The sequence below is a fragment of the Polaromonas sp. UC242_47 genome, from assembly GCF_044452385.1.
Taxonomy (GTDB): Bacteria; Pseudomonadota; Gammaproteobacteria; order Burkholderiales; family Burkholderiaceae_C; genus Polaromonas.
The window spans coordinates 2021845-2034648 of sequence record NZ_JBIOAO010000001.1 but is presented as its reverse complement, the minus strand read 5'-3'; the positions used below and the strand labels follow the sequence as shown (position 1 = coordinate 2034648).

General features: G+C 59.2%; 11 protein-coding genes and 2 pseudogenes. All 13 read right to left on the bottom strand.

The annotated features are described in order from the left end of the window. Positions 1-60: 60 nt before the first annotated feature. The 13 genes and pseudogenes from lpxA to rpsB all read right to left on the bottom strand — a co-directional run bounded on the left by lpxA (position 61) and on the right by rpsB (position 12690). Positions 61-855, bottom strand: coding sequence for an acyl-ACP--UDP-N-acetylglucosamine O-acyltransferase (gene lpxA, locus ACHMXK_RS09965; RefSeq protein WP_397439886.1), 795 nt, complete (start codon positions 853-855; stop codon positions 61-63). A 25-nt stretch (positions 856-880) separates the two neighbouring features. Next, positions 881-1321, bottom strand: coding sequence for a 3-hydroxyacyl-ACP dehydratase FabZ (gene fabZ, locus ACHMXK_RS09960; protein WP_397439884.1), 441 nt, complete (start codon positions 1319-1321; stop codon positions 881-883). Continuing rightward, a complete protein-coding gene (lpxD, locus tag ACHMXK_RS09955; RefSeq protein ID WP_397439882.1) occupies positions 1318-2385 on the bottom strand; it encodes a UDP-3-O-(3-hydroxymyristoyl)glucosamine N-acyltransferase in 1068 nt (355 codons plus the stop codon). Before lpxD ends, fabZ begins: the two co-directional genes overlap by 4 nt. 21 nt (positions 2386-2406) lie before the next feature. After that, positions 2407-2914 (bottom strand): annotated as a pseudogene (locus ACHMXK_RS09950) (OmpH family outer membrane protein). Next, complete coding sequence (gene bamA / locus ACHMXK_RS09945) at positions 2914-5208, bottom strand: outer membrane protein assembly factor BamA (RefSeq protein ID WP_397439880.1); 2295 nt, start codon at positions 5206-5208, stop codon at positions 2914-2916. Before bamA ends, ACHMXK_RS09950 begins: the two are co-directional and overlap by 1 nt. A gap of 15 nt (positions 5209-5223) precedes the next feature. After that, a pseudogene (gene rseP, locus ACHMXK_RS09940) lies at positions 5224-6578 on the bottom strand (RIP metalloprotease RseP). Positions 6579-6591: 13 nt separating this feature from the next. Then, a complete protein-coding gene (gene ispC / locus ACHMXK_RS09935) occupies positions 6592-7779 on the bottom strand; it encodes a 1-deoxy-D-xylulose-5-phosphate reductoisomerase (RefSeq protein ID WP_397439879.1) in 1188 nt (395 codons plus the stop codon). Between the two features lie 9 nt (positions 7780-7788). Next, complete coding sequence (locus tag ACHMXK_RS09930; protein WP_397439877.1) at positions 7789-8625, bottom strand: phosphatidate cytidylyltransferase; 837 nt, start codon at positions 8623-8625, stop codon at positions 7789-7791. Beyond that, complete coding sequence (gene uppS / locus ACHMXK_RS09925) at positions 8625-9353, bottom strand: polyprenyl diphosphate synthase (protein ID WP_397439875.1); 729 nt, start codon at positions 9351-9353, stop codon at positions 8625-8627. Before uppS ends, ACHMXK_RS09930 begins: the two co-directional genes overlap by 1 nt. A gap of 150 nt (positions 9354-9503) precedes the next feature. Then, the gene (frr, locus tag ACHMXK_RS09920) at positions 9504-10064 is read right to left on the bottom strand and encodes a ribosome recycling factor (RefSeq protein ID WP_397439873.1); all 561 of its coding nucleotides are present in this window, start codon (positions 10062-10064) and stop codon (positions 9504-9506) included. Between the two features lie 69 nt (positions 10065-10133). Beyond that, positions 10134-10844, bottom strand: coding sequence for a UMP kinase (pyrH, locus tag ACHMXK_RS09915; protein ID WP_397439871.1), 711 nt, complete (start codon positions 10842-10844; stop codon positions 10134-10136). Between the two features lie 63 nt (positions 10845-10907). Further along, positions 10908-11822, bottom strand: a complete 915-nt coding sequence (gene tsf / locus ACHMXK_RS09910; RefSeq protein ID WP_397439869.1) for a translation elongation factor Ts — start codon at positions 11820-11822, stop codon at positions 10908-10910. A gap of 115 nt (positions 11823-11937) precedes the next feature. Further along, entirely contained in the window at positions 11938-12690 is a 753-nt protein-coding gene (gene rpsB, locus ACHMXK_RS09905) for a 30S ribosomal protein S2 (RefSeq protein ID WP_397439868.1), read from the bottom strand. Positions 12691-12804: the final 114 nt, after the last annotated feature.

Below are 12804 nucleotides of genomic sequence, written 5' to 3'. Positions count from 1 at the left end.
GGTTAGATCACCAGCCACTCCACGGGCCGGCAGAGAGCTGGGTGCGCTGGGCATGAAAGCCTAACGCACGATGCCGCGTTGCGGCGAGGTGTCGGCGAGAAAGGACAACATCATCTGCACATCCGGCGCGGCGTCGGGATGTTTTGCCAGCAGTTCGGCAATTCGCACTTTCGCCTGTTCCAGGGTCAGGCCATCGCGGTACAGGGCTTTGTGCATGCCCTTGACGGCCGCAATGCGGTCCGCGGAGAAACCGCGGCGGCGCAGCCCTTCAAAGTTCATGGAACGCGCTTCGGCCGGCTGGCCCTGGCACATCACAAACGGCGGCAAGTCGGCAAACAACAAGGCGCACATGGAGGTCATGCTGTGCGCGCCCAGACGGACAAACTGGTGCACCACGGTAAAGCCGCCAAGAATCACCCAGTCGCCAACCTGCACATGGCCGGCCAGTTGCGAGTTGTTCGCAAAAATGGTGTGGTTACCAACATCACAGTCATGCGCCAGGTGCACATAAGCCATGATCCAGTTGTCGTTGCCCACCCGCGTCACACCGGTGTCGCCGGGCGAGCCGATGTTGAAGGTGCAAAACTCGCGGACGGTGTTGCGGTCGCCAAGGATCAGCTCGCAAGGCTCACCCGCGTACTTCTTGTCTTGCGGAATCGCGCCCAGCGAGTTGAACTGGAAAATCCGGTTGTCACGGCCTATCGTGGTGTGGCCTTCGATCACGCAATGCGCGCCTATCGTGGTGCCCGCGCCTACCTTGACGTGCGGGCCTATCACCGTGTAAGGCCCCACACTGACACTGCTGTCGAGTTGCGCCTTCGGGTCAACCAGGGCCGTGGAATGAATACCGCTCACGAGAATTTCTTCTTTCAGGAACAGATCAGGCAATGCTGCGCATGGTGCACATCAGCTCGGCCTCGCAAGCCATCTTGCCGTCCACATGGGTCGTGCCCTTGAACTTGAAGACGCCGGCTTTCAGCCGGTCCAGTGTCACTTCCATGATCAGCTGATCACCCGGCTCCACCGGTCGCTTGAAACGTGCGCCGTCGATGCCGGCAAAGTAATACACGGTTTTGTCGTCTGGCGTCACGCCCTGCATGTCGAACGCCAGCAAGGCCGCAACCTGCGCCATGGCTTCCAGCATCAACACACCCGGCATCACCGGACGGTGCGGGAAATGGCCGGTGAAAAAAGGCTCGTTGATCGTGACATTTTTCAGCGCCTTGATACGTTTGCCCTTGTCGAGCTCGAGCACGCGGTCCACCAGCAAAAAGGGGTAGCGGTGCGGCAGCTGTTTGAGAATTTGGTGAATATCCATCATGATTTTTCTTGGGTCTTTCCAGAGGCTTTGACAGTCGTGTGCTCCAGCGCCTTGAGGCGTTCACGCAAACCGTGAAGCTGCTTGAGCGTGGCTGCATTTTTTTCCCACTGCGCATTGTCGTCGATGGGAAACAGCCCTGTGTATTGCCCAGGCTTATGGATGGAGCGCATCACCACCGAAGCCGCCGAAATATGCACATGGTCGGCCAGGCTCAAATGACCCAGCACCACCGCGCCACCACCCACCGTGCAGTGGGCGCCAATGTTGGCGCTGCCCGCCACACCCACACAACCAGCCAGTGCCGTGTGTTGGCCAATCCGCACGTTGTGGCCAATCTGGATCAGGTTGTCCAGCTTGACGCCGTCTTCGATGACCGTGTCTTGCAAGGCGCCCCGGTCGATGCAGGTGTTGGCGCCTATCTCCACGTCGTTGCCGATGTGCACACCACCCAGTTGTTCGATTTTTTCCCAACGGCCTGCATGCTGAGCAAAACCAAAACCGTCGGCGCCTATCACGGCGCCGGGATGCACAATGCAGCGCTCGCCGATCACACAACCGTCGGCCACGGTCACGCGGGCCGACAGACGCGTTTCAGCGCCAATATGGACGCCAGCGCCAACCACAGCATGTTCACCGACACGCACACCCGCGCCCAGCACCGCGTTGGCGCCTATGCAGGCAAAGGCACAGACGGCCACATCAGGCGCCAGCCGGGCCAACGGATCAATAAAAGCACTGGGGTGAATACCGCTCGGCCCGGGCGGTGAATGGTGTTTTTTCCACAGCTGCGTGAGCCGGGCGAAATAGAAATACGGGTCGTCGACAATGATGCACGCGCCGCGCTGCGTGGCGACTTCGGCCGCAGCAGGTGCCACCACCACGCAGGCCGCCGCTGACTGGCTGAGTTTGCCCTGGTACTTCAGGTGACTCAGGAAGGACAGATCGGCAGCGCCGGCGGACTCGATGGGGGCAAGCCTCTCAATCAGAAGCTCCGGGTCACCCACCAGCCTGGCATCAAACTCGCCTGCCAGCGATGCAACCATGTCCCCGAGTCTGAGCGTCACACCGGACCTGTCCTGTGCCGCTTATTTGCTCGCGTTGAGCGCTTTGATGACCTTGTCGGTGATGTCGTGCTTGGGATTGGCATAAACCGCTTCCTGCAACACCAGGTCGTATTTTTCAGCCTCGGCCACCGTCTTGACAACCTTGTTTGCGCGCTCGATCACCTGCTGCAGCTCTTCATTTTTGCGCGCATTGAGATCTTCCTGGAATTCACGGCGCTTGCGCTGAAAATCCCTGTCCTGCTCGACCAGTTGTTTTTGGCGCGTGGCGCGCTGGCTTTCCGACAAGGTAGGCGCCTCGCGCTCAAACCTGTCCGCCTGTGTCTTCAAGGTCGTCCCCCAGGTCGCCAAGCTCTTTTTCACGCTTGCCGAATTCCTGCTCCAGCTTGGCCTGCGCCGCCTTGGCGCTGTTGGCTTCGCGGAAGATGCGATCAATGTTGACGATGCCGATCTTGAACTCCTGCGCACTCGCAGCACACGCAGCCAAGGCCATCACGGCAGCTACAAATAACTTGTATGAAATAGATTTCATTAGAACGATGTACCAATTTGGAATTGCAATCTCTGGATTCTATCGTCTGCCTTCCGACCCAGCGGATTGGCAATCGCGAAACGTAACGGACCCAGCGGCGAGATCCAGCTGATGCCCAGGCCGACCGATTTACGCAGCTCGCCCAGACTGTAGGGCTGATTTTCCGCGAACACATTACCCGCGTCCACAAAACCGAAAAGCCGCAAGGTCCTGTCATTGCCTGCCCCCGGGAACGGGGCCAGGATTTCGGCATTCATCGTAATCTTTTTCGGTCCGCCAAGGGCATTGCCCTGGGCATCACGAGGGCCTAGCGTGCCTGGTTCAAAACCACGCACTGAACCCAGGCCGCCGGAGTAGGAATTTTTAAACACCGGGAAAGGTTGGCCATTCAAACCTTTGCCCCAGCCCAATTCGCCATTCAAGGCGATGGTGAATTGTTTGTTCAGCGGAATGTACTGCTGAACCTGGTAGTTGCCGCGCACAAAGCGGGCATCTCCGGCAATACCCCAATCACCATAAACGCGCTGGTAACGCCCCTTGCTCGGGACCAATGCGCTGTCGCGCTCATCACGCGACCAGCCTACCGTCAGAGGGAGGGACGTACTTTTGGCGCCGAACTTGTTGATGTAATCCTGGTAAACCAGCGGAAGCACGGGACCGGAAATATCGATCTGCTCCACGCCGGCACCGAAATAGACCCGATCGACCTCGCTGAAGGGCACACCGAAACGAATGCTACCCCCCGTCGTTTTGAGGGCATAGTCACCGCCCTGGCTAGAGTACGGACGCGTCGTGCGCGAATAAATATCAAGCGTCCGCGAGATACCATCGGTCGTGAAATAAGGGTCCACGGTGCTGAGCACGAACTGCCGGTTGTACTTACCGGTGTTGACCTCCAGGCCCAGGTAGTTGCCGGTGCCGAATGCATTTTCCTGCTTGAAGCCGAAGATGAAAGACAGCTTTTCGGCACTGGAAAAACCGGCACCGAGCTGCAGGTTGCCCGTTGGTTTTTCAACCACTGTCAGGTTCAAATCCACCTGGTCCGGCGTTCCCGGAACTTCCTGCGTGTCAATATTGACTTCCGTGAAATAACCCAGGCGGTCAACGCGGTCGCGCGACAGGCGAATCTTGTCGCCGTCATACCAGGACGACTCAAACTGCCGGAACTCGCGACGCACCACTTCGTCACGCGTGCGGTTGTTGCCATTGACGTTGATACGCCGGACGTAAGCACGGCGCGAAGGATCACCCTGCAGCACAAAAGCCACGCGGTTGTTGGCCCGGTCAATCTCGGGCCGGGCCTCGACCTTGGCAAACGCAAAACCAAAGCTGCCGTAATAGTCGGTAAAGGCCTTGACGGTTTGCGCGACCTGGTCGGCGTTGTAGGGGTCACCCGGCTTGATGGTGATCAGCGATTTGAACTCATTCTCTCGCTCCAGGAAGTTGCCTTCCAGCTTGATGCCGGACACGATGAAACGCTCACCTTCGGAGATGTTGATGGTGACCGAAATATCCTGCTTGTTCGGCGAAATCGCGACCTGGGTGGAGTCGACCTTGAATTCGAGGTAGCCCCGGGTCAGGTAATAAGACCGCAGGGTTTCGATATCGGCGTTGAGTTTGGCCCGTGAATAACGATTGGACTTGGTGTACCAGCTCAACCAGCCGCCGGTGTTCAGGTCGAACAGATTGCGCAGCGTGGACTCGCTGAACGCCTTGTTGCCGACGATGTTGATTTCCTTGATTTTGGCGACATCGCCTTCGACCATGCTGAAGGTCACATTGACCCGGTTGCGCTCGATAGGCGTGACGGTGGTCACCACCTCGGCGCCATACAGGCTGCGGTTGATGTACTGGCGTTTGAGTTCCTGCTCGGCGCGGTCCGCCAGCGCCTTGTCAAAAGGTCGGCCATCGGCGAGCCCGATATCACGCAAGGCTTTTTTCAACACCTCCTTGTCAAACTCCTTGGCGCCAACGAAATCCACGTCGGCCACCGTGGGTCGCTCTTCAACAATCACCACCAGCACGTCGCCATTGACCTCCAGGCGCACATCCTTGAACAGGCCCAATCCGAACAAGGCCCGGATGGCGCTGGCGCCTTTGTCATCGGTATAGGTTTCGCCCGTGCGAAACGGCAGCGATGCAAAAATGGTTCCTGGCTCGACCCGTTGCAGGCCTTCGACGCGGATGTCGCGCACGGTGAACGGATCCACGGCCCAGGCAGCATGCGCGATTAGAAAACTTGCCACAATCGCGGATACGCTGCGGACCTTGAATCGGTTGATTTTTTTGTGCATGAAAAAAGTAAGGAATTAACCCAAAAGCCGGGAGACATCGTTAAAACAGGGCAACAGACATCATGCCCAGCAGAATTGCAACGCCTCCGCGCTGCAACCGGTCCATCCAAGCGTCAGACACGCTTTTGCCGGTTATCGCTTCCCAAAGATAATACATCAGGTGCCCACCATCCAAAACCGGCAGCGGCAGTAAATTCAGCACACCCAGGCTCACGCTGATCAATGCCAGAAACAGCAAATAGGCACTCAAGCCGAGGCTGGCCGATTTCCCGGCGTAGTCGGCAATCGTCAAGGGGCCACTGAGGTTTTTCAGCGAAGCTTCGCCGATGACCATTTTCCCCATCATCTTCAGCGTCAGCACGGACACGTCCCAGGTGCGAACGACGCCGTTCCACAAACCATCCAGTGGTCCGTAACGCACCGTGAGCATCGCAGGTGCCGCCCCCACATAAGCACCGATCCGGCCCACCGACTGACCGCCATCCAGTTTGATGTCCGGCGTGACGACCAACCGCAGCGCCTGCCCTCCCCGCAGAATTTGCCAGTCCTGAACGCCGACCGACGCGCGTATGGTTTCACGCAACTGCTGACCATCCACGATGGGCTGGTTGCCAATTCGCAGCACCACGTCGCCATGGCGCAAGCCGGCCTTTTCCGCCGCTCCGCCGGGCATCACATCACCAATCACGGCTTGCGTCCACGGACCCAGAATACCGATCTTGCGAAACAGCTGCGCATCGGCGTCAGCGGCAGGAAGCTGACTCAGCGGCAACAACACGCTGCGCTCAGACGCAGAATCCGAAGCACTGTATTTGACCTGCAGGCGCACATCGCGGCCACTCAGCGCGGCCTGGGGTCAGGCGCCAGCGCAAGTCTTCAAAGGAGCGAACATCCTCCAAGGCTTCATCGTCAAACGCGGCTTGTTGCACTCGTTCTCCACCGCGCAGACCGGCACGTTCCGCGATGGAGCCTGCCACCGGGCTGGCCAGAACTGCCTGGGGCTCCTGCAGGCCGCTCCAGTTGACGATGGCGTACAAGACGATGGCCAACAGCAGGTTGGCGGCCGGGCCGGCGGCCACGATGGCAGCGCGCGCGCGCAAAGGCCGGTTGTTAAATGCCAGATGGCGTTCGGCCGGGTCCACCGGCCCTTCCCGCTCATCCAGCATCTTGACGTAGCCGCCCAGCGGCAACAGGCCGATGGAAAATTCGGTCGGGCTGTTTTTCAGCCGCCTGGTGTAGATGGGCTTGCCAAAACCCACCGAGAACTTCAACACCTTGACACCGCAGGCCACGGCCACGCGATAGTGACCGTACTCGTGAACGGCGATCAGAAAGCCAAGCGCAACAACAAAGGCGACCAAGGTCAGCATGGCAAGACTCCTGTCAAGTTTTCAGGTTTCCGGCAATTTGTGTGGCCGTGGCACGCGCTTGCGCATCCAGTGCCAGTAAGTCCCCGATACCGTGAATGGCGGGAACAACCATGACATCGAGTGTGGCGCGGTTGACCTGGTGAATCTGATCAAACCGTATCCGTTTTTCAAGGAAGGCGGCCACCGCCACCTCATTGGCCGCATTCAGCACCGCAGGGGTGCCGGCCGGCGCATTGAGCACTTCCCAGGCCAGTGGCAGACCGGGGAAATGTTCATTATCTGGCACGGCAAAAGTCATGCTGGCCAGCGCTTTGAAGTCAAGCGCCTGAGCGCCTGAGCTGATGCGGCCTGGCCAGGCCAGGCCATAAGCGATAGGCACACGCATGTCGGGCGTACCGAGCTGGGCCACCACCGAGGTGTCGCGGTACTGCACCATGGAATGGATGATGCTTTGCGGATGAATCACCACCTCGATTTGCGCCGGATCCAAGCCGAACAGGTAACGCGCCTCGATCACCTCCAGCGCCTTGTTCATCATGGTGGCGGAATCGACCGAAATCTTGCGGCCCATGACCCAATTGGGATGGGCGCAGGCTTCGTCGGGTGTGACATCGCGCAGGGTTGCCGGTGCGCGGGTGCGAAACGGCCCACCCGAGGCAGTCAGGATGATCTTGTCGATACGCTCGGCCCAGACCGCCGGGTCTTCCGGCAAGGACTGAAAAATGGCGGAGTGTTCGCTGTCAATGGGCAGCAGCTGGGCGCCGCCTTCACGCACCGCCTGCATGAAAACTTCACCGCCCACCACCAGGGCTTCCTTGTTGGCCAGCAACAAACGTTTGCCGGCCCGGGCCGCCGCCATGCAGGGCCCCAGCCCGGCAGCCCCCACGATGGCCGCCATCACGGCGTCGACCCGCTCGTCAGACGCTATGATTTCAAGAGCGTCTTGCGCAATCAGGACCTGGGTTTGAAGCCCACTATCCTTAAGACTTTGGGCCAAAACGTGGGCATGCGGCGTGCTCGCCATGACGGCATAGTGCGGCTTGAAGCGCAGGCATTGCGCCAGCATCAGGTCGGTACGCGTCGCTGCGCTGAGCGCAAAAACTTCAAAGCGATCCGGATGAGCGGCGATCACATCCAGGGTATTGACGCCGACCGACCCGGTCGAACCGAGCACAGTGATTCGTTGTTTCTTGTGTGTCATGGAATCAGCCTAGACGGTCAGCAGCATCATGGCCAGCGGCAGGACGGGTACCAGCGCATCGACCCGATCCAGCACACCACCGTGCCCCGGCAGCAGACCGCTGGAATCTTTGGCACCGGCGCTGCGTTTGACCAGAGACTCGACCAGATCACCGACCACACTCAAGGCGGCCAGGAAAACCACGGCCAGCAAAGTCACGACCAGGCCATGCTGCGCGACCAACCGTGCATACAGGTTTTGTCCCGAGGCATCCAGCGCGAGCCAGGCGAAACACAACACCAGCACGCCCACCATGCCACCCCAGACGCCTTCCCAGCTTTTGCCCGGGCTGATCGCCGGCGCCAGCTTGCCTTTGCTAAAGCGTCCGCCAAAAGCCTTGCCAGCAAAATAGGCGGCAATGTCGGCGACCCACACCAGCAGCAACACCGACAGCAAGAAATTGATACCCATGACACGTGCTTGCGCGACAGCCAGCCAGGCCAGCCAGAGCGCCAGAACGCCAACCACCAGGCGAACGGTTCGCGGAATACGTGGCCAGCCCGTGACACCGCCACGCAACAACCAGGCACCCAGCAACACCCAGGCCGCACCGGCCAGGCGCCAGAGCAAAGGCAGCGGCTGCTCCAGCAGGCCCAAATCCCAGGCCATCACGCACAGCAACACACAGGCAAAGCCGGCCCCCAGCGAAGCCATGGGGCCGTAAGCGTTCAGGCGCGCCCACTCCCAGGCCCCGGCGGCAATCAGCACCAGGGCGACGACGCAAAACGGCACGGCCGTGCGGTAGAAAAGCGCAGGCAGCAGGATGGCCAGCAGCACGATGGCGGTGATCACGCGTTGCTTGAGCATCAGGCAGCCTTCTTGGAGGTTTTTTTGCGGTCCGGGCCGATTTGCGCGGAGGTCTGGCCAAAGCGCCGTTCACGGCTGCGGTAGACGGCAATCGCTTCGTCCAGCGCAGCGTCGTCAAAGTCGGGCCAGAGTTTGTCTGAAAAATGCAGTTCGGAATAAGCCGCCTGCCAGAGCAGGAAGTTGCTGATGCGTAGCTCACCCCCGGTGCGGATCAACAGGTCCGGGTCTGGCACATGGGCCAGCGCCAGCGCGCGGTCCAGCGCCATTTCCGTGATTTCTTCGCCGCGCTCGGCGAGCTTGCGCGCTGCCTGGGCGATATCCCAGCGTCCGCCGTAGTTGAAACAGACGTTGAAGACCAGGCGCTGATTGTCTTCGGTGGCGCGTTCGGCCTGTGCCAATCCGGCCTGGACCTTGTCCGACAGGCGCTGCCGGTCACCCACAAAATGCAGTTGCACCCCGTTGGCCTTAAGCGAAGGGACTTCGCGTCCCGAAGACAGCGCCAGCAACTCCATCAAGCCGGAAACTTCCTCAGCGGGCCGATTCCAGTTTTCCGATGAAAAAGCAAACACCGTGAGCACACCGATGCCGCGGGCAAGACAAGCCTGCACACAACGGCTGAGAGCACCGACACCTTGCTGGTGACCAGCAACACGCGGCAGAAAACGCCGCGTGGCCCAACGGCCATTGCCGTCCATCACGATGGCGACATGGTGCGGGACTTGGCTCATGGCATAACTCGCGAGGAAGTCCTCAGGAGACAAGAAGCCACGTGCATTGAGCGCATGTGGAAGAAGATTTTTCCGCCGGGCCGCCCCAAGGAAAAAATGGCCCCCTCGGGGGGCAGGGAGCTACACGCAGTGAGCGACCGTGGGGGCAAGTCAAACCGCCATGATGTCTGTTTCTTTGCCCGCGACCAGCCTGTCGACGTCTGCAATGAAACGGTCGGTGAACTTCTGGACATCGTCATGGGCGCGGCGCTCATCGTCTTCCGACGCCAGTTTGTCCTTGACCAGCTTTTTCACGCCTTCATTGGCGTCGCGGCGCAGATTACGGATCGCCACCTTGGCATGTTCACCTTCGCCGCGGACCACCTTGGTCAACTCTTTGCGTCGCTCTTCGGTCATGGCCGGCATGGGCACACGAATCAGGTCACCCTGCGAAGCCGGATTGAGTCCGAGGTCGGAGTCACGAATGGCTTTTTCGATTTTGGCGCCCATGCCTTTCTCCCAGGGCGCCACACTGATGGTGCGCGCATCCAGCAGCGACACATTGGCCACCTGGCTGATAGGCACCATGGCGCCGTAGTAGTCCACATGCACCGTGTCCAGCAAGCCGGGGTTGGCACGCCCGGTGCGAATTTTGGTCAGTGCATGCTTGAAGGACTCCACCGATTGCTGCATCTTCTGCTCGGCGTTATTCTTGATGTCAACAATGCTCATGATTCAATCTCCGGATGGATTTTTATGCTTGCAAAAAGTCGGGGAAACCCGGTCGGGTCCGAAGCAGCTTCAGACGTGGACCAGCGTTCCTTCGTTTTCGCCCTGCACCACGCGTTTGAGTGCGCCGTGCTTGAAAATGCTGAAAATCTTGATCGGCAGCTTCTGGTCGCGACACAGCGCAAAAGCCGTGGCGTCCATCACTTCAAGATTTTTGCCCATGGCCTCGTCAAAGGTGATGTTGGTGTAGCGGGTCGCCAAAGGATCTTTCTTCGGATCCGCGCTGTACACGCCATCGACCTTGGTGGCCTTGAGCACGATCTCGGCGCCGATTTCAGCGCCGCGCAAGGCGGCCGCGGTATCGGTCGTGAAAAAGGGATTGCCGGTGCCGGCCGCAAAAATAACGACCTTGCCCTCTTCGAGGTATTGCAAGGCCTTGGGCCGCACATAAGGCTCGACAATCCGCTCGATGCCGATGGCCGACATGACACGCGGCGTGAGACCGGCCTTGTCCATGGTGTCGCCCAGCGCCAGGGCGTTCATCACCGTGGCCAGCATGCCCATGTAATCGGCCGTCGCCCGGTCCATGCCGACAGAACCACCCGCCACGCCGCGAAAGATATTGCCACCGCCGATCACGACGGCCACCTCCACGCCCATGCGTGTGACTTCGGCAATTTCCTCCACCATGCGAACAATGGTCGCGCGGTTGATGCCGAAGGCATCGTCTCCCATCAAGGCTTCGCCTGAAAGTTTCAACAAGATTCGCTTGTAGGCTGGCATGAGGGGAGTTCCTGTCGTTTTTATGGGCGTAAGTTTAGCGGCCTTCCGGTTTGGCGGGGGCAATCAGGCGGCTTTGGCGGCAGCCACTTGGGCGGCAACTTCAGCGGCGAAATCGTCCACCTTTTTCTCGATGCCTTCACCAACCACGTACAGCGTGAACGCCTTCACGGTCGTGCCTTTTTCCTTGAGCATCTGCTCAACGGTTTGCTTGTCGTTTTTAACGAAAGGCTGGTTGAACAAAGACACCTCTTTGAGGTATTTCTGCACGCCGCCTTCGATACGTTTTGCAACAATTTCATCGGACTGCACGGGCTTGCCGGCGGCGGTCGCGACAGCCGCGTCTTCTGCAGCCTTGGCGGCGGCAACCGAACGCTCTTTGGCGACCAGCTCTGCAGGCACCTGGTCGCTGGACAACGACACCGGCTTCATGGCGGCCACATGCATGGCGACGTCTTTGGCTGGGGCTTCTTCACCTTCGAACTCGACCACCACGCCGATGCGTGTGCCGTGCAGGTAAGAGGCCAGCTTGCTGCCTTCAAAACGCTTGAAGCGACGCACGCTCATGTTTTCGCCGATCTTGCCGATCAGGCCCTTGCGCACATCTTCGATCGTCGGGCCAAAGCCGTCGAGCGAAAAAGGCATGGCGCCGACGGCTTCCACATCGGCCGGGTTGTTTTTGACGATGCCTTCGGCAACCGCCTGGGTGAACGCCAGGAAGCTGTCGTTTTTAGTCACAAAGTCGGTTTCGCAATTGACTTCAACCAGCGCACCCACAGCGCCTTCGCTGTGATAGGCGATCACGCCTTCGGCGGTGATACGGGAAGCGGCCTTGCCGGCCTTGTTACCGAGTTTGACGCGCAGGATTTCTTCGGCTTTTTCAAAATTGCCTTCGGCTTCCGTCAAGGCTTTTTTGCATTCCATCATCGGGGCGTCGGTTTTTGCGCGCAACTCTGCGACCATGCTTGCTGTGATTGCCATCTTCAGTTCTCCGTGTGTCGTGTTGACTTCAATTAAATACGTTTTGCCTTGGGTAAGGCTGTGAAAAAGGGGCTACGCGAGCCCCTTTTTCGCGTCAGGCGCAGGGCCGGAACAATCAGGCAGCTGCGTTGTCCACTTCGACGAATTCGTCAGCGCTCTCGGCAGAGACCATCTTGACAACTTCGTTACCCGCGCTGGCGCGGCCTTCGATGATCGCGTCGGCGATGCCGCGGGCGTACAGCGCCACAGCCTTGGACGAGTCATCGTTACCGGGGATGACGTAGTCAATGCCGATAGGGGAATGGTTGGAGTCAACCACACCGATCAGTGGAATGCCCAGCTTCTTGGCTTCCAGCACGGCGATCTTGTGGAAACCCACGTCGATCACAAAAATCGCGTCGGGCAAAGCGTTCATATCCTGAATGCCGCCGATGTCTTTTTCCAGCTTTTCCATTTCACGCTTGAACGTGAGCTGTTCTTTCTTGCTCAGGGAGTCGAGGCCGACTTCCTGCTGGGCCTTCATTTCCTTGAGGCGCTTGATCGAGGTCTTGACCGTCTTGAAGTTGGTCAACATGCCGCCCAACCAGCGCTGGTCGACAAAAGGCACGCCAGCGCGTTTGGCTTCGGCGGAAACCAGCTCACGGGCCTGGCGCTTGGTGCCCACCATCAGGATGGTGCCGCGGTTGGCGGACAGCTGCTTGGCGAACTTCATCGCTTCCTCGAACATCGGCAGCGATTTTTCGAGGTTGATGATGTGAATACGGTTGCGGTGACCGAAGATGTACGGGGCCATCTTGGGGTTCCAGAAGCGGGTTTGATGACCGAAATGGACGCCGGCTTCCAGCATTTCACGCATGCTTGTTGACATAGATTTACTCCAAAGGTTGTGTCTAAAATCAGCGCTTATCGCCGGGAACATCCCGGACAACACCTTGAATGGCTGATTTGCGATTTATTGCACGAAGGCCGAACTGCCTCTCGC